Here is a 15,937-nt window from a genome sequence, read left to right on the forward strand (position 1 = left end):
ATGGATTTAAAATATTTTACACAACCAACACCAAATCCCAATGCGGTGAAGTTTATTCTCAATGTGGATGTGATCTCCAAAGGGCGCGTTTCTTACTCAAAAGCTGAGGATTGCCACAATAATGATTTCGCGGCAACGCTTTTTGCTATTGATTGTATTGTACAAGTACACTTTTTTGAAAACGTGATCACGGTAACGCAAAATGGTGATATGTATTGGGAAGAATTAGAAGATGCTGTGATTGCTTTGCTGCAAGATGGTATTGATAAGCATGACCCTGAGTTTCAAGTTGGTGAAGATGAAGATGAGCGTCGTGCTAAACTCAGTCCCGAAGTTCGTCAAATTGAAGATATTTTAGATCGTACAGTACGACCTAGCCTACAAGGTGATGGTGGTGACTTAATGGTTTTAGGCTATGATTTAGAATCAAAAATACTTAAAGTTATGTATGAAGGAGCCTGCAATAGTTGCGCGAGCTCCACTACAGGAACTTTGATGGCAATTAAATCGACTTTGCAAGCAGAGTTTGATCCTGATCTTGAAGTGGCAGTTATAGGAGAAGATGTATGAAAGACTTAATTGATCTCACAGAAAAAGCAAAAGAGCATGTTTTAGAGCTGATAAAAAAAGAAGATGAAGGCAAAGGTTTACGTCTTGGAGTTAAAGGCGGAGGCTGTTCTGGTTTATCTTATTCGATTACCTTTGATGCTCAAAAAGAGCGTGATAATATTTTGGTTTTCGAGGGTTTTGAAGTTCTTTTAGATCCTAAATCAGCCGTTTATTTAAAGGGCATAGTACTCGACTATGATGATAGCCTAGAAGGTAAAGGGTTTATTTTCGTAAATCCCAATGCTTCAAATACATGTGGTTGCGGAGAGTCGTTCTCGATCTAAACAACTCAGTGAGTTTAAGTATATACTTAAATTCACTAGAATTTAACATGCTTTATATGGGAAGATATGATCGCTTAGGCATTGTTTATACTATCGATTTTATATAAGGATGTGTTAGATGAATAAAAGAAAAAGTGTCTTTTTAGTTTTCTTACTTTGGAGTGCCGTAGCCTTTGCTTTAGATCCTCAGACGAATGAAGCTAAGACAGCAAAATTATACCAGAGTTTTTTTGAAGGTGAAATTGCGGAGCTAGCAAAGCTCAATTTATTTTTGACCCAGATGCCCAAAGGCGGAGATTTACATCATCATTATTCAGGTAGCATTTACCTAGAAACTTACCTTGAGTGGATCGAGAAAAAGCGTTGGGGGATCGATGTTCAAACCCTCAAAATTATCCCGAAAGTTATCGAGCAGAGTACGGCCTCGGTTTTAACTATTCCCGATTTGATGAAGAACGGTACTTTATACAGAAAGCTTGTGACTCTGTGGTCAAATAAAGATTATAGCAATCATGCCCATGAGCAGTTGCCACCAGATAGTAATTTCTTTAATACTTTCGGATACTTTAAAGAAGTATCGCCATTAAATCATAATCTTGGTTTAAAAATTCTCAAAGAAAGAGCAGTGAAAGAAAATCTTTCCTATATCGAAACGATGTTGAGTAATGTCGGTGTGCAATCAAGTGATTACTTCACTGATCTAGAAATAAATACTTATGTAAAAGCTTTGAGAAAATGTGATAATCAAGGACAAGTAAACCAGATACTAGAAGACTTAGAAAGCGTGCTGGTCGCTCAAAAAAAATTCACTCAAACGATAGATGACTTTAATGAAAATATCATCAAGAATCATCAAGGGATAGACGATGCTGAATTTATGATGCGCTACCAGACTTATGCGGTTCGTGTCTTGGATCCACTACAAGTCTTCAGTGGGCTTCTTTCAGCGTATTTAGCCTGTGGAAAAAATCCTTACCTCGTGGGAGTTAATATTGTAGCGCCAGAAAATAACTACGTGGCTTTAAAAGATTATACCTTACATATGCGGATGTATAACTATTTGAAGGCTAAGTATCCAAAGGTTAATAGAGCTCTTCACGCAGGGGAATTGACTGTAGGCATGGTTAGGCCCAAGAATTTGCAGTTTCACATCAAAGAAGCCTTGGAGATAGCCGGAGCTCAAAGGATTGGCCATGGAGTAGATATTGCTTATGAATATGATTCCTTAGTGACTTTGAAGAAGATTAAAGAGCAAGCCGTGGTAGAGATTAATCTAACAAGCAATGAATTTATTTTAGGTGTTGAAGGTGAGAGTCATCCCTATGTCTTGTATGAGTCCTATGGTGTACCACTGGTGATTTCTACAGATGATTCAGGCGTTTCAAGAAACAATCTGACAAATGAATACTTGCTCTTGGCAAGTCGTTACCAACCATCATATAAAAAACTTAAAGAGTATGTATTTAACAGTGTTAAATATTCCTTTTTGAGTGATAGCGATAAGCAGGAGCTTGCTGATAGAGTTCGAGTGAAGTTCAGTCACTTCGAAAAAGAGATGGCTCAATTTTCCAGAGAACTTAATTAAGCTCAGTTTGTTTTAACTTTCATGAAGTAGCTAAGGCTTAGTGCGATAGTACATTTCCTAGTGAGAAGGGAAAAGGACTTGGAATTCACGATGTTCATTCATATCTTGCCAGGGGGAGTCACCTGGGCCTTCTAGGCTAGGCTGATCATAGCCCGAATAAATCCGGTCAATATGTATGGCCTGGCCCTGCTGATAGCAGCGGAGTCGCCAGCTCTTACATGATAATTCAAATGATTTTTCATCGAGGGCTTTAATGCGGTCTCGATCCGGTCGAATTCCCGCAGAGAGGATTTGGCTAGAGAGGCGTTTAATTTGCCATTGAGAGTTAGCCTCAAGCCATTTGATTTGATCTTGTGCAATATCTTCCCAGATGACATCAAAATGTTGATGGCTATCCACCTCGTCAATCCAGCCTGCAGCTGAGTTTTCAAATGCATCAGCGAAAGGGATATAGGGCTTGATATCAAAGATAGGGGTTCCATCAATAAGGTCGTGACCAATAATGGTAATTGAGTTTGAGTTAACTTTTAAAAGTTTGACACAAGAGAGTCCTAGTGGGTTGGGTCGATGAGGACTACGAGTCGCTAAAACGGAGATTTTTTTGTTGCCACGAGGAGGAAAGACTTTTGCTTTCCATGAAGAACTGAGGTGAAAGTGGAAAATAAGCCATAGGCGTTCAATGCCAGTTAAATCTTGAATGGCCTGTGACATGTCTTCTGTGAAAATGACTTCTGCTTCTAAACTTCTAAGTGAGCCTTGGCTCGGAAGTTCATACAGTTCATTCGATTGACATTTTATATGAGCAATAGGCCTTATTTGAATCATTTCTGTGAATCAATCATTTCTTGAAGCTTTCCTTTGTATTGTGGGAAACGCCTTTCGAAATCTTTTCGACTAGAATTGAGAATACGATTAAAAGAGGGGATTTGTCGCCCTTCACTGAATTTCTTCATTTTGATTTGATAGTTTGAATGGAGAGTTTTAGCCATGTTTAAAAACTGACTTGAGCTAGCCTCAAATTCGGGGCCATAGATAATGAGCGTCATGGATCTGCGGAGTAAGTTATGGATACCATAAAGGACTTCGTTTTCATCGGAGCTTTTATAGAGTTCAAGGAACATATCACTGACAAAACTATCGAGATCGGGGCTTGGTTTTATATTGTTGAATTTCGCGTATTCTTTTAAGTATTCACGAGATTTTTTGGTGTCGCCTCGCATGTATAAGGCTAAAATAGCTTCTTTCAAAAAATTTCCATAACCCGATTTAAAAGAACTGGAGTTTGTTTTTGCTATCGCTTCTAGGTTTAAACGCTTAACGACATCCGCGAGTTTGAGGTTGTTCGTCCAATCAATAGAGAGTTTATCGCCATCGCGGTATTCAAGTAATTTACCACTCTGGAATGCCGAATAGAGACTCTGGACAATCATACGTTCACATTTGACCGAGAGTTCAGTATGGCCGGCCTGTTTACCACGCCAAGCCCAGTATATAGCATGTGCTTGTGGTAGGCGCCATTCGAGATCAGGGCTGATTTCTTTTTCTACTTGGAGGGCAATGGAAGGGATAATGCGGTAATGCATTTCTGACCATCTTCTCTTAAGGAAATTAGAGATTAGATCTAAAGTAATTTTTCGAGTCTTTGGTGGGAGGTGGTTAAATGTTTCACTAAAAGCTTTCGGGAGTTTGCCGGACCTTCTATAAAAGGCTTCCACTTTGGTCCAGTCACTTAAGTTTTCCTGAAGCTTCATGAAGTGATCTTTAAATGAAGTGATATCACTTAAGGCTAATTGTAGGGTTTTGAATTCAAGAGGTGCGCTATGAGTTTCTTGAGCGTACTGAATGAGTAGGGCGCGTTGATCCTCAGTCAAAACTTTGTCTAATTGAGTGGGGATGGTCTCATCTAAGACAATGTTATTCAGTAAAGTTTTTAAGTCCTGTTTGAGTAGGTAAGCAGTGGCTTGTGCGACACCTGCTTTTTCTAGTTTGTCTCCTAGGATTAATGCATTGATATAGAGCTCGTCCATGGCTTTCCAGTCGGGCTTATTACCGTAGATTCTTTGCATCTCAATGGCCCATTGAATCTTGTAGTAACGATTGGCATCATCTAAATTTTTATCGATTTTATGACTAAATAACCAGCCTAGCTCATGGTAGAGTTCAGGGTCATTATTATTGTAGCGCATGGCTTCATCACGGATTAAAGAGATACCTCTTTGAACCCAGTGCCATCTTTCCGCAGGGTCTTCAACAGTTACGGAGATGTTGTAAGCCATATTCCATGCAAGGTGATTCACCGCAGTTGTGTATCGCGGTTGCAGGATGGTGATGAGCTTCGCTATTTGGTAACTCTCATGAAAACGCAACTCTTCTTGGTTTTTGATATTTTTGATCCATAGCCAGTTCGCCATGAGCCCCCTAAAGCTACCAAGTGCCACAGTGGTAAAAACTATTTCGGGAGGAGCGTCTTTTAATATGACTTCATCATTGAGTTTATGTTCACGTCGTAAATCACTGAGTCGATTAATGGATATGTGCGCGAGGAATAGCGAGCAGGCCATAAGTATGAAGCAGATGGGATAAGTTTTTTTATTCATTTTCTAACCACTTTGCCAAATTCTTTTCGTTTTATGCACTGAACCGTCAGGATTAAAAGTGCAGATACTTTTAGTACAACTTCAATAAACATGATTTTGAAAGCTTCGAAATAACTGAGGATCTGTCCTCGTGCAAGGTATTCGCCACTATGAAAATCACCAAATCCTGCAATGATTTTGGCAAGAGCTATATGGAAGTAATAGATGATTTGTTCCATGAAGTTCTGGGGGAGAGTATTGCTAATGAAAGAGTTGAGGATAGATCCTAAAATGAAGTAAGTTCCTGCAAGTAAAATAGCCATGCTCGATGAGAAGAGGAAGCCAAAAGTACAGCCGACAGCAGTGAAAGTTGCCAGTAGACCAGTATACAAAAAGAATGTTTGAGTCATGGATGCAATGAAAGAGTATTGGCCCATAACTAAAAAAGGACCTTCGCCTTTCCGTATTAAGACGGCATTAGTACTGCCCTTGCCGCCTTCGGCATTGGTGATTTTTATCTTTGCTTCGCCATCATCGGAAATGAAATCAGGGCGGATCGGAAGGTGATAGTAACGAGCTCCTCGTCCTTGCCAGAGGTAAGGGTCACTCCATAATTTTTTCTTGGGTTCCCACATGGAGATATTAATATTGATGTTACCAGTTTTACTTAAGCTATTTAAATCTAAGCCATAGAAAAACCGCATTTTCAAAAAAATGTTTGATTTTTGTGAGCTATCCAGACCGGTAAAAACCCACTCTCTAGATTCGCCTCTATCGATACGGCCCTCAGAGCGATTGAGTTCATCTCGAATAAGCGGGATCATGTTAGCGCGCATTTTTTCATTGGCTAGGCCTTTAGCGACTCGCTTGGTAAAAACTTCTTCTGCAGAAAGTAAGCGGAACGAAGGTGTCGCATCGTGGTGAATTCTTGCCGTTAATAATTCATTTTTTACCGCGGCCAGTTTTTGTAGATTAGCTAAGGCATAAGTAAGGCTAGTGAAGATATTGGCCTTGTTGAGGCCAAGGGTATCAATATCTTTAAAATCATCTTTGGTGAATTGTTTCTTCAAGCCATTAATGGAATGGTAGAGCATGGCATGCTGGTTTGCCATGGATGCAATTTGCTGATCTTTAATTTTACCATTGGGGTAGCTTTCAAAAAGCCAGGCAATCACCCGGTCAGAATCTTTGGTATAACTATCTTTAAGTTTCTTGTAATCATTTGTGATATGCCAAGTAATATAGCAAAAACATAGGGCGAGTAAGGTGGCCGAAATGATCATGGTCCCCAGGAATTTCCCCAGCCATATATGAGAGCTTCGCACAGGTCTAGTGAGCATGAGCTGTATTTGATGTGATTCAACTTCTTGAGATGATAAGTTGAAGGCACTGAGCCATAGGGTGATCATGGCGCAAAGTAGGACGGCCATGGTGATCGAGTATTCGAGCCTTACAAGAAACATGCTCTTGAGGGTGCCATCTCCAGATGTATCTGCAGACAGGATCCATATTACGCACAATAATACAGGTATTATCGTGAGTAGTGCTTTTGAGCGAAAGTGAGCTCGGAGAGTTTGTTTAGCAATTGTAAGTATTTGAAACATTTAAGCCTTGTGATCTTCTCGTTGCTATTTAATAGAATTAGCTTAGACCTTTTATAAAGCTTGAGCAATAGAAGCTTGGAGAGAAATCTTTAAAAAAGAAGGTAAAAAAGACCTATAGCAGAGTTTGATAGCCAAGAACACCTAAGCAAAGCTTGGTTTCCTCAATCGAATCACTGATGACAATGAACTCTTTGTAGACTTGGTTGTTATTAGATGCCGAGCTAAAACTAGTAAGTTGATGAAGAGCCATAGAGAGGTCTTGTTCATCATCAAAAGAAAAAGTAGAGAACTTGTACTCACTCTCGGGTTCTTGTTCAATTTCGCTTATTTTAAGTAATTCGGCTTTTTGGCACCATAGCAACGCATCGGGACCGTAAGCAATGTACCATTCAAGTTTTTGACTAAGCATTTTATCTAGTCTAGCTTTCATTTCTGAAGAGTTAGCTCCGTCTTCAGTGCAGATATGAAGAACAGGGGAGTCATCTAGTGTCGTTAAGCTTTCTTCTGAGTAGAGCTTAATACGAGTTCCGTTTTTATGGATTAAGATCATTGGTTTTGAGCTTTTAGTAATTGATTGATGTTCGGTTCTCGAAAGATGAATGAACTCTTATTTAGCTTTTCTGGAACGATTTTTAGGTCGCAAAGAAATAGATCATCGGCCATTTCTTTGGGGAGCAATTTAAATAAAGGGCTGGGGATGGGCAGTAGGGCAGGCCGATTAAGGTGGGAGGATATGGCTTGTGTAAACTCTTTGTTTGTTATTAATTGAGGAGCGCAAGCGTTAATGGGGCCATCTAAAGATGCATCTTCTATACAGTGTATTATAAGGTTCGTCATGTCGCGCAATGATATCCATGGGAAGTAACGTTTTCCTAAGCCGAGGGTTCCGCCGAGGCCTAATTTAAAGATGGGCCAGATTTTGGCTAGCATGCCGCCGCTGGGATCAAGGACGACTCCCGTACGTAGTAAAACTCTTCGTGTACATAGCTTAGTAAGTGGTGAAGAGGCGGATTCCCATTGTTCGCATACTTCTGCTAAATAACTCTTTCCTAGAGGAGATTCTTCAGTGAGTAAATCATTTGATATAGCGCCATAGAAATTGACGCCTGATGAGCAAATGAAAACTTTAGGTTTAGATTCGCATTTAGCGATGGCCTCGACGAGCGTTTTAGTGCTGTTAACACGACTATCTAGTAAGGTTTTTTGTATGCTTTCGTCCATATTTTATCTGCGACGGGGGCGCCGCCAAGGTGGATGATGGCATCGAAGTTTTCGATGCTTTGGTGATTGAGCAAGCCTTTGTCAGGAGCCCATTCTATCTCTGATGTACCTTGGGGTTTTCTGCGGACGAGGCTAAATACATCATGCTTATTTTTGCGTAGTTTTTTCATTAAGGCACCGCCAATAAAGCCGCTACTACCCGCGATTAAGATTTTCACTGTGGCCGTTGAGCTCTGATGATTCTATCTCGTGAGCTGTAATCTTGGAGTAATTCGATGTTTCTATAGTTGAAGGACTCAAAGAGTGAAAGACATTTTTTGCCTTGTTGAGCACCGATTTCCATGATTATATAGGCTTCGGTATTCATGTAGTCTGGAGCAGAGGCGGCAATTTCATTGATGATGGCCATGCCATCTTCTTCAGCAAAAAGTGCGGATTTAGGTTCGTGTTTTAAAACATCCTGACCCATCTCGGCGATCTCATTGTGGCTTACATAAGGAGGGTTAGAAGTTATGAGGTCAAATTGGATGCCTTGTGAGATTCCACTAAAGAGGTCACACTGAATTAAGTCAATATTATTGCTTTTGTTGTGTTCAATATTTCGTTTTGCATAAGCGAGGGCATTTTCTTCAAGGTCACTTGCTGTGATCTTTAAAGTCTGATTTTTTTGTTCCTGTATAGCGATGGGGATACAGCCAGATCCGGTGCAGATATCTAGCAATTGCTGACCTTCGTCAATGAGTTTGAGGGCGTGATCAATTAAATATTCTGTTTCTGGGCGGGGGATTAATACCCCGGGCCCCACGAAGATTTCGAGGCCGTAAAAATTGGTACTTCCACAGATATACTGGACGGGCTCATGTTGAGCGCATCGTTGAAGTTTTTGACGAATGTCACTTAGTTCGTTTTCATTGAGGGGGCGATCATATTGGAGGTAGAGATCAAGGCGCTTTAGTTTTAATGAGTCAGAGATGATCCATTCAGCGTTGACTTTCGGAGATTCAACTTTGTGCTTGGCCAAGTAATCCTCACTTAGCGTGAGGATCTCTCGGATATCTTTCATGAATTCTTTTTGTGAGAGGCTTCGATATCAAGGCTGATTCCGCCACGAGGCATGAATTCACCATAAACAGTTATTTCGCGAGGGTCGCAAACGGCGACGATGTCCTCTAAAATTCTGTTAACAACTTCTTCGTGAAAGCTATTGTGGTTCCTGAAAGCAAAGAGGTACATTTTAAGTGATTTTGACTCTACGCATTTTTCATCAGCGATGTAAGTGATAGTTATTTTACCAAAATCGGGCTGTCCAGTGACAGGGCATAGGGCGGTAAATTCGGGGCAATTAAAAGTAATTTTGTAGTCTCTACCTACGTAGAGGTTATCAAATACTTCTAATGCGGCATCTTCGGGAGAATCGAAATAATTCTTTTCGTTTTTACTGAGAAGGGTAAGTGTGTTTAAACGTTCTTTTTCGCTCATAGTGGGTCCTTTAGGCTTGGAGCTCTTTTAGTGCTTCGAGTACTTTGATCGGGTGGTCTTCGGCTCCGCGCACAGTTTCCCAGTGTTTTAGGATGTTACCGTCGGGGGCAATTATTACCGTTGAGCGAATGATGCCCATATATTTTTTACCATAATTGTTTTTTTCGCCCCATGCGCCATAGGCTTGTAGCATTTCTTTTTCTTCATCTACAAGGAGGGGGAAATTCAGGCTGAACTTAGCGATGAATTTTTCATGGCTAGTGGCAGAGTCTGCTGATACACCTAGGATAGAGCAGTTGAGATCTGTGAACTCACTTATGTGATCACGAAAAGCACAGGATTCTTTAGTGCAACCAGGAGTATTATCTCTTGGATAAAAATAGATTACGAGGAATTTTCCTTTGTAGTCTGAAAGTGAGTGTGTTTGGCCGGATTGATCCTGTAGAGAGAAGTTTGGGGCGGTTTTTCCTGGTTCCATAATTTAAGGTCCTTAGCTTGAGTTGAAATAGTTTACGGCCGGTAATATAATCGCTTTGTCTAATGTAACAAATTTGAGAATGGAAAAAATGAAAAAACGAATAGAAGCGACACTCATATACCTTATGGAGGGGGATCAGGTCCTGATGCTTGAAAGAGTTAAGAAAAAGGGAGATATTCACATAGGTAAATGGAATGGCCTTGGGGGTAAAGTGGAGCTTGGGGAATCAATAAAAAATTGTGCTATTAGAGAATTGAAGGAGGAGTCGGGTTTAAGCGCAGAGAGGTTTGAGTTCGCGGGTCACATTACCTTTCCGGAGTTTGATAAAAATGGCAATGATTGGTCAGTCCATGTTTTTCGGGCATTTGGGCCGAGTGGAGAGCTTATAGAATGTGATGAAGGGCACTTGTCCTGGAAACACAAAAAGGACTTGCTTTTCTTGAATTTATGGGAGGGTGACAAGCACTTTTTGCCGTATGTTTTGTCAAATAAGACTTTTTTTGGCGAGATTCGCTATCAATCTGGTGAATTATCTTCATATAGCCTTGAATTTGCGGACTACTTAAGTGGAAAAGATTTGAACTAAGACTTATTAAGGTCTACTTTGAGCCTATATTTTATTTAATTTTTAAAACTATTAGTAGGTTGTCATGTTATACGGTATTATTTCTGACTTGCACTCAAATTTAGAAGCTGTGCGTGCGGTAATTGAAGAAGGGAAAAAGCTAGGGATTCAAAAATATATTTGTTTGGGCGATATCGTTGGTTACAATGCCAATCCTAAAGAAGTTATTGATATAGTTAGAGATGAGTTGCAGCCTGTTGCAATTATTAAAGGTAATCACGATGAGTATGTTTCTCAAGAAAATGAGCTTATAGGCTTTAACCCACAAGCAGCTCAAGCTGTTCAATGGACAAGAGAGCAATTAACACTCGATGATCGCCAGTGGTTATATTCTTTGCCAATGACTAAGAATTTATGGCAGTTAAAGACGACTATCGTACATGCTACCTTAGATAGTCCTGAGGCATGGGGTTACATTTTTGATAAGTACTATGCAGAAAATTCGTTTTCATACCAAAGGCTCCCTTACTGCTTTATCGGTCACTCACATGTGCCTTTCGCTTACGAGCAAATAGGTGGTGCTAAAGGAGTTATCCAAGCAGGACGTTATGAACAGATTCGATTAAATCCTAATCATAAATACTTGATCAACGTGGGGTCAGTAGGACAGCCACGTGACGGTGATAATAGAGCTTCCTTCTGTTCTTTTGATACAGATGAGCGACTAGTTACTCTGCATCGTGTAGAATACGATATAGAAACTACTCAGAAAAAGATTTATGCAGCAGGCTTGCCTGATCGCTTAGCACTTCGTTTGCAAGTCGGCCGATAAGCCTTAAGGATATTTGAATGAATAGAAAGGGTGGGGAGAGTTCGGGGAGCTCAAGAACTAAGATCAAGGTAAATACGAAAGCAGGCTCAGACGCTACGAGTGCTCGAGCCATTAAAGATAGACCGAAAACAGCTGCAAGGAGCCAGACTCGAGCAAGAACTCAGGCAAAGTCCCGAGCTAATACCCACGCTCCACAGCGAATGAAAAAATCTGGCGGCTATCTAGCTTATATAATTGTCACTTTGCTTACTTTCGGTGTAATCATATCTGATATGGCGGGGCCTTTTAAGGATTGGATGAGGCCTGTGAAGCCAGTAGAAGTTAAGTCGGCCAATGTTGAAGTAGAGCCTAAAAAAGAAATCCCTAAGCCAGTAAAAAAGCTTTCACTAAAAAAAGAGAAGACGGATAAAGTTTTTAAAGCTAGTATTAGTAAAAATATCCAAGCTGAAGAAGTGGAAGAGGCTGATGAGGAAAAACTAAAGAAAGCTCGTTACGAAGAGATTTATCAAGATCTCAGCTCGAAGATCAAAACCCCTGTACTTAAAAAGCGTGTTACAATCAAGATGAAAGATGGCAAGAAGTTGAATTGCCATGTTATCTCTATAGGTAAGCGCAGCTTATCCCTCGAAAAAATTGAACCATATAATGGTAAGATGAATTTGGATGTAGCCAAACTCTCTGATGAGACGAGACGCTTATATTTTGGTGAACAATACGCTAGAATGAAAGCCCGTAAAATGGTCGAAAGAGAGGAACAGCAAGGTTTTTTCAAGAAAGATCCAGCAACTGAATCAGGCTTTTTTGATCCAAGTATTGAAGAAACTCCTAAGCGCTTGGTGCATGCAGTGCAAGAAGTGGGTGATTGGTTAAAGTTTCAAGCTCGACGTGGCAGCGAAAGCTCAGTAGTGCGTATGGGTGCTAAGAAAAATGGGCAGGCATGTATTTTGTATATCTATTTAGATAGAGGTTTTTTTTCTCAGACGATACCAGAAAAAACTCAATGGTTAGAAGCTGTTCGTCAGTTTTGGGCTATGCGTTGTAAAAGTAATAGTTTGGCGACAGAGGAAAATGCACATATTTGCTTGGTGATGGATGGACGCAATATAGTCGTGGGTGGAACGAAAGAAGAGAATGCTAAAAAAATATGGTTGAAAAAAACTAGGAGATAAGACGATGAAGGTACAGTGCGAAAATTGTTTTGGGGTAAATGCTGTAGATGAAACTGATCTGGGCGAATACCTTCAGTGTGGTCACTGTGCAGAAGCCTTTCTCGTTCCAGCAGAGCGCTTTGCTCCTGGTGTGGTTATCGACGATTATATCATTGAGAAAAAAATTGGCCAAGGTGGCATGGGTGTTGTGTTCAGGGCCCTGCAAATTAGTTTAGACCGTTATGTGGCTTTAAAAATATTAGCCTTAAGAACTCAGAGCCAGGATGCGGTTATTGACTTCGTAAGAGAAGCGCGAGCATCAGCGAAACTACAGCATCAAAATATAGTCCAGGCTTATGCCGTGGGGCAAGCCGATGGCGGAGTTTACTACTTGGCAATGGAACTAGTTAATGGTCAGACTCTTAAAGAGATTCTAGATGTTGAGAAAAAGATTTCCGTAGAGGCTGCACTTAATATAACTAAGCAAGTTTCAGATGCATTGGCTTATGCATGGGCTCAGCAAAAATTAGTTCACAGAGATATTAAACCTGATAACATAATGGTTGTAGATGATATGGCGAAACTGATGGACTTGGGTTTATCGCGTTTTGCTAATGATAAATTAGAATCTACTGATGATGGTGATTCTATCATGGGGACACCACAATATATTAGTCCTGAACAGCTCATTGGTGCGGAAATGGATTTCCGTGCAGATATCTATTCACTAGGTGCAACACTTTATCACTTCGTTACAGGAGAGTTCGCTTTCGGTGGTACTTCGGTAACGGAAATTGCGCGCAAGCATTTGCAAGAGCCTTTGCGTCCAGCGCATGAGCTAAATAGTTTAGTCCCTCCGCAGGTAAGTAAGCTTCTCGAGCGCATGATGGAGAAGCAGCCAGAAGATCGTTTTCAGAGTATGCAAGACTTAAGTCGTGAAATAGATAAAACTCGCAAGGCTATTAGTACGAACACGACTTCTACTAAAAAAGGTCTTCATTTGAGATCTAACTCTTCTCGTAGAAGAAATGTTGAAGGTGGTGGTCGAGTAGCTCATCGCCCTGTAGCAGGTGAAACACGAGCTAGGGCACGAGCCGGAGCAATTGAGCTCAGTCCAGAAGAGATCAAGTCCTATACAGATACTGCAGGCCATGGTAAGCTTAAGGCTTTGTCTGCTGCCTGCTTAGCGGGGACGATAGTCGTATCTCTGGTTTTATTACTTATCTGATGAAGATCATTCATTTTTCGGATATTCATGAGGGGGCTTTTCCAGCTCCCTTATCTTTGTTCAGTAAACGCCTTTTTGGCGGTAGTAATTATGTTTTTAGACGTAAAAAATCTGTTGATTGGTCGCGTCTAGATGCACTGACTCATTTTGTGGAACAAGAGGGTTTTGATTATGTCATCATTTCAGGCGACTTTACTTCCACGGGATCAGTAAAAGAATTTGCTATGGTGAAAAAGCGTCTGGAGGCTTTGCGGGCTATTGAGGGACTCAAGATTTTAGCGGTGCCAGGCAATCACGACAATTATATAGATTGTAAGAAGTCTCATAAAGCTATGATGGATTTTATTGCTTGGCTAACAAAAGGCTTGGTGACAAAATTTCCTTTGCGCATTGCAGATGATGGGCTTGTTTTTTATTTAAGTAATCATGCAGTTCCGAGGCCGATACAGTTGTCGAGTGGTTTTGTCGACGAAGAAACATGTCAGAGCTTGAGTGTGTGGAGTGCTGAAGATAGCGAGAAATGTAAGATAGCTATTGGTCATTACCCGCTCTTAAACGGTGAAGGGGATCCTCTTCCCGTACATAAGCTTCTTGTTGATGGAGAGAAAGTGCATCAGCTGTTGCAAACTGGGGCGATAGACATAAATTTATGCGGGCATATTCACCATGCTTTCTTACGGGAAGAGCCCAATGGATCCAAAGAGATTTGTGCTGGTTCCTTAACGATGGGTAGAAAAGCAAATATTATAGAAATTGACGGCGGAAAAGTAGAGCAAAAATGGAAAGTTTTTTAGAAGAGAGTCTGTTGGCCAATATACATCCTTCTAAGGATAGTATAAAAATTTTAGCAAAGAAAGGAACTTTGATTCCTATTTATACGGAGTTGATCGCAGATTTAGAGACCCCGATTTCAGCATTTAGTAAAATTGCCTACGATGAATCAGGCAAGAAAAAACCTTATGCCTTTTTGTTGGAAAGTGCCGATGGTGGAGAAAATATAGGTCGTTACTCATTTATGGGCGTTGATCCTTTGGCTTTAATTAGTCGTAGAGGTGATATTGTTGAATTGAGTGGAGCCGAGACTTCAACTCTTGAAGTGAAGGAAGATACCTTTAAATTTTTAGAGAATTACCTAAAACGTTATGACCAGGTCGAATTAGAGGGCTTGGCACCCTTTAGCGGTGGTGCAGTAGGTTATGCGTCTTACGAAACGATTCAGGAAATAGAGCCTCGTGTACAGTGCAAAAATAAAGAGGACTTCGGCACTCCTGATGCACTCTTTGGTATTTACGAAACAATTGTTTCTTTTGATCGCTTAAAGCAGCGAATCCAGGTGATTAGTCATATTGATTTAAAAAAAGACGATTTAGAGCAGGGCTACAAAAAAGCTTTGAATAATATAGCTCAAATTGTTAAGAAGCTCGGTCAAGATCGTGTAGCAAAACCCTTGGTTTTAAATTTAGAAACTGAGCCTTTAGAGGCTCAATCAAATATGACTCGAGAAGAATTTTGTAAAAAAGTCTTAACAGCAAAAGAATATATTCGTTCGGGTGATGTCATTCAGGTGGTACTTTCTCAGCGCTTTGAAGTGGATGTAGATCCAGAGCCTCTGGATCTAATGAGAACACTAAGGATGATTAATCCATCTCCCTATATGTTTTGCTTGCACTTAGGTGACGATTTCTCCTTAGTTGGTGCAAGTCCAGAAGTTCACGCCAAGGCTGAAGATGGGCTAGTAACAGTTCGTCCTATCGCTGGGACGCGTAAACGCGGTAGAAATAAAGCAGAAGATGATGCGCTAGCAGAAGATCTTTTGGCTGACCCTAAAGAGCGTGCAGAGCATATCATGTTAGTAGATTTAGCAAGGAATGACGTGGGAAGAATTGCCGAGACTGGATCAGTCGATATATCACAGTTGATGATTATCGAAAAATATAGTCATGTGTTGCATATTGTTTCTGAGGTTCGGGGTAAGCTACAGCAAAACTTTGGACCTGGATCAGTGATGAGTTCAACATTCCCTGCAGGTACAGTGAGTGGCGCGCCAAAGATTCGCGCTATGGAAATCATCTCCGAGCTCGAGCCTGATCGCCGGGGTGCTTATGCAGGCGCAGTAACTTACTTTTCATTTAATGGCAATGTTGATTCGTGCATTGCGATACGCACGGCCGTTCTAAAAGACGGAAAAGTTTATGTTCAAGCGGGTGCGGGTGTAGTAGCTGACTCAGATCCTGTTTATGAATACGAAGAAACAGGCAATAAAGCTCGAGCAATGCTTGTCGCGCTGAATACAGCAAGTAAAATGAGTGCAGAGAATAAATAATAGGA

18 protein-coding genes are annotated in these 15,937 nt (G+C 40.7%); 9 read left to right on the top strand and 9 right to left on the bottom strand.

Annotated elements, in window-relative coordinates:
- The 3 genes from PQO03_RS02235 to PQO03_RS02245 all read left to right on the top strand — a co-directional run bounded on the left by PQO03_RS02235 (nt 1) and on the right by PQO03_RS02245 (nt 2,478).
- On the top strand, nt 1-570 hold the full coding sequence (locus PQO03_RS02235; RefSeq protein ID WP_274150843.1) for a NifU family protein: 570 nt from the start codon (nt 1-3) through the stop codon (nt 568-570).
- Complete coding sequence (locus tag PQO03_RS02240; RefSeq protein WP_274150844.1) at nt 567-893, top strand: HesB/IscA family protein; 327 nt, start codon at nt 567-569, stop codon at nt 891-893. Before PQO03_RS02235 ends, PQO03_RS02240 begins: the two co-directional genes overlap by 4 nt.
- A gap of 118 nt (nt 894-1,011) precedes the next feature.
- Nucleotides 1,012-2,478 (top strand): amidohydrolase family protein, encoded by a 1,467-nt coding sequence (locus tag PQO03_RS02245; protein ID WP_274150845.1) that lies wholly within the window; start codon nt 1,012-1,014, stop codon nt 2,476-2,478.
- Between the two features lie 57 nt (nt 2,479-2,535).
- Here PQO03_RS02245 and tsaA read toward each other — a convergent pair whose 3' ends face one another.
- The 9 genes from tsaA to bcp all read right to left on the bottom strand — a co-directional run bounded on the left by tsaA (nt 2,536) and on the right by bcp (nt 9,836).
- Nucleotides 2,536-3,303, bottom strand: coding sequence for a tRNA (N6-threonylcarbamoyladenosine(37)-N6)-methyltransferase TrmO (gene tsaA, locus PQO03_RS02250; protein WP_274150846.1), 768 nt, complete (start codon nt 3,301-3,303; stop codon nt 2,536-2,538).
- Nucleotides 3,300-5,075, bottom strand: coding sequence for a hypothetical protein (locus tag PQO03_RS02255; protein WP_274150847.1), 1,776 nt, complete (start codon nt 5,073-5,075; stop codon nt 3,300-3,302). The genes tsaA and PQO03_RS02255 overlap by 4 nt, the downstream gene beginning before the upstream one ends.
- Nucleotides 5,072-6,658 (bottom strand): ABC transporter permease, encoded by a 1,587-nt coding sequence (locus tag PQO03_RS02260; RefSeq protein WP_274150848.1) that lies wholly within the window; start codon nt 6,656-6,658, stop codon nt 5,072-5,074. The genes PQO03_RS02255 and PQO03_RS02260 overlap by 4 nt, the downstream gene beginning before the upstream one ends.
- A gap of 112 nt (nt 6,659-6,770) precedes the next feature.
- The gene (locus PQO03_RS02265; RefSeq protein ID WP_274150849.1) at nt 6,771-7,208 is read right to left on the bottom strand and encodes a hypothetical protein; all 438 of its coding nucleotides are present in this window, start codon (nt 7,206-7,208) and stop codon (nt 6,771-6,773) included.
- The gene (locus PQO03_RS02270; protein ID WP_274150850.1) at nt 7,205-7,879 is read right to left on the bottom strand and encodes a TIGR01777 family oxidoreductase; all 675 of its coding nucleotides are present in this window, start codon (nt 7,877-7,879) and stop codon (nt 7,205-7,207) included. Before PQO03_RS02270 ends, PQO03_RS02265 begins: the two co-directional genes overlap by 4 nt.
- A complete protein-coding gene (locus PQO03_RS02275) occupies nt 7,849-8,097 on the bottom strand; it encodes an NAD-dependent epimerase/dehydratase family protein (protein WP_274150851.1) in 249 nt (82 codons plus the stop codon). Before PQO03_RS02275 ends, PQO03_RS02270 begins: the two co-directional genes overlap by 31 nt.
- Entirely contained in the window at nt 8,094-8,942 is an 849-nt protein-coding gene (gene prmC / locus PQO03_RS02280; RefSeq protein WP_274150852.1) for a peptide chain release factor N(5)-glutamine methyltransferase, read from the bottom strand. Before prmC ends, PQO03_RS02275 begins: the two co-directional genes overlap by 4 nt.
- The gene (queF, locus tag PQO03_RS02285) at nt 8,939-9,358 is read right to left on the bottom strand and encodes a preQ(1) synthase (protein WP_274150853.1); all 420 of its coding nucleotides are present in this window, start codon (nt 9,356-9,358) and stop codon (nt 8,939-8,941) included. Before queF ends, prmC begins: the two co-directional genes overlap by 4 nt.
- A 10-nt stretch (nt 9,359-9,368) precedes the next feature.
- Nucleotides 9,369-9,836 carry a thioredoxin-dependent thiol peroxidase gene (gene bcp, locus PQO03_RS02290; RefSeq protein WP_274150854.1) on the bottom strand — a complete coding sequence of 156 codons (468 nt, stop codon included), beginning with the start codon at nt 9,834-9,836 and terminating at the stop codon, nt 9,369-9,371.
- Nucleotides 9,837-9,924: 88 nt separating this feature from the next.
- Between bcp and PQO03_RS02295 the strand changes: the two genes are divergently transcribed.
- From PQO03_RS02295 to trpE, 6 genes are all read left to right on the top strand, one after another.
- The gene (locus PQO03_RS02295; RefSeq protein ID WP_274150855.1) at nt 9,925-10,422 is read left to right on the top strand and encodes an NUDIX hydrolase; all 498 of its coding nucleotides are present in this window, start codon (nt 9,925-9,927) and stop codon (nt 10,420-10,422) included.
- Between the two features lie 64 nt (nt 10,423-10,486).
- A complete protein-coding gene (locus PQO03_RS02300) occupies nt 10,487-11,233 on the top strand; it encodes a metallophosphoesterase family protein (protein ID WP_274150856.1) in 747 nt (248 codons plus the stop codon).
- Nucleotides 11,234-11,250: 17 nt separating this feature from the next.
- Nucleotides 11,251-12,402, top strand: coding sequence for a hypothetical protein (locus PQO03_RS02305; protein WP_274150857.1), 1,152 nt, complete (start codon nt 11,251-11,253; stop codon nt 12,400-12,402).
- 4 nt (nt 12,403-12,406) lie between these two features.
- Entirely contained in the window at nt 12,407-13,609 is a 1,203-nt protein-coding gene (locus tag PQO03_RS02310) for a serine/threonine-protein kinase (protein WP_274150858.1), read from the top strand.
- Nucleotides 13,609-14,403 carry a metallophosphoesterase family protein gene (locus PQO03_RS02315; RefSeq protein ID WP_274150859.1) on the top strand — a complete coding sequence of 265 codons (795 nt, stop codon included), beginning with the start codon at nt 13,609-13,611 and terminating at the stop codon, nt 14,401-14,403. The genes PQO03_RS02310 and PQO03_RS02315 overlap by 1 nt, the downstream gene beginning before the upstream one ends.
- Nucleotides 14,388-15,932 (top strand): anthranilate synthase component I, encoded by a 1,545-nt coding sequence (trpE, locus tag PQO03_RS02320; protein ID WP_274150860.1) that lies wholly within the window; start codon nt 14,388-14,390, stop codon nt 15,930-15,932. Before PQO03_RS02315 ends, trpE begins: the two co-directional genes overlap by 16 nt.
- The last annotated feature ends 5 nt before the right edge of the window (nt 15,933-15,937 follow it).

Source organism: Lentisphaera profundi, assembly GCF_028728065.1.
Taxonomy (GTDB): Bacteria; Verrucomicrobiota; Lentisphaeria; order Lentisphaerales; family Lentisphaeraceae; genus Lentisphaera; species Lentisphaera profundi.

Excerpts from the sequence above, each read along its gene's own strand:
- PQO03_RS02265 (WP_274150849.1), bottom strand. The coding sequence starts at position 7,208 with ATGATCTTAATCCATAAAAACGGAACTCGTATTAAGCTCTACTCAGAA.
- PQO03_RS02270 (WP_274150850.1), bottom strand. The coding sequence starts at position 7,879 with ATGGACGAAAGCATACAAAAAACCTTACTAGATAGTCGTGTTAACAGC.
- PQO03_RS02295 (WP_274150855.1), top strand. The coding sequence starts at position 9,925 with ATGAAAAAACGAATAGAAGCGACACTCATATACCTTATGGAGGGGGAT.
- PQO03_RS02300 (WP_274150856.1), top strand. The coding sequence starts at position 10,487 with ATGTTATACGGTATTATTTCTGACTTGCACTCAAATTTAGAAGCTGTG.
- bcp (WP_274150854.1), bottom strand. The coding sequence starts at position 9,836 with ATGGAACCAGGAAAAACCGCCCCAAACTTCTCTCTACAGGATCAATCC.
- PQO03_RS02305 (WP_274150857.1), top strand. The coding sequence starts at position 11,251 with ATGAATAGAAAGGGTGGGGAGAGTTCGGGGAGCTCAAGAACTAAGATC.
- PQO03_RS02240 (WP_274150844.1), top strand. The coding sequence starts at position 567 with ATGAAAGACTTAATTGATCTCACAGAAAAAGCAAAAGAGCATGTTTTA.
- tsaA (WP_274150846.1), bottom strand. The coding sequence starts at position 3,303 with ATGATTCAAATAAGGCCTATTGCTCATATAAAATGTCAATCGAATGAA.
- trpE (WP_274150860.1), top strand. The coding sequence starts at position 14,388 with ATGGAAAGTTTTTTAGAAGAGAGTCTGTTGGCCAATATACATCCTTCT.
- prmC (WP_274150852.1), bottom strand. The coding sequence starts at position 8,942 with ATGAAAGATATCCGAGAGATCCTCACGCTAAGTGAGGATTACTTGGCC.
- queF (WP_274150853.1), bottom strand. The coding sequence starts at position 9,358 with ATGAGCGAAAAAGAACGTTTAAACACACTTACCCTTCTCAGTAAAAAC.
- PQO03_RS02260 (WP_274150848.1), bottom strand. The coding sequence starts at position 6,658 with ATGTTTCAAATACTTACAATTGCTAAACAAACTCTCCGAGCTCACTTT.
- PQO03_RS02315 (WP_274150859.1), top strand. The coding sequence starts at position 13,609 with ATGAAGATCATTCATTTTTCGGATATTCATGAGGGGGCTTTTCCAGCT.
- PQO03_RS02255 (WP_274150847.1), bottom strand. The coding sequence starts at position 5,075 with ATGAATAAAAAAACTTATCCCATCTGCTTCATACTTATGGCCTGCTCG.
- PQO03_RS02310 (WP_274150858.1), top strand. The coding sequence starts at position 12,407 with ATGAAGGTACAGTGCGAAAATTGTTTTGGGGTAAATGCTGTAGATGAA.
- PQO03_RS02235 (WP_274150843.1), top strand. The coding sequence starts at position 1 with ATGGATTTAAAATATTTTACACAACCAACACCAAATCCCAATGCGGTG.
- PQO03_RS02245 (WP_274150845.1), top strand. The coding sequence starts at position 1,012 with ATGAATAAAAGAAAAAGTGTCTTTTTAGTTTTCTTACTTTGGAGTGCC.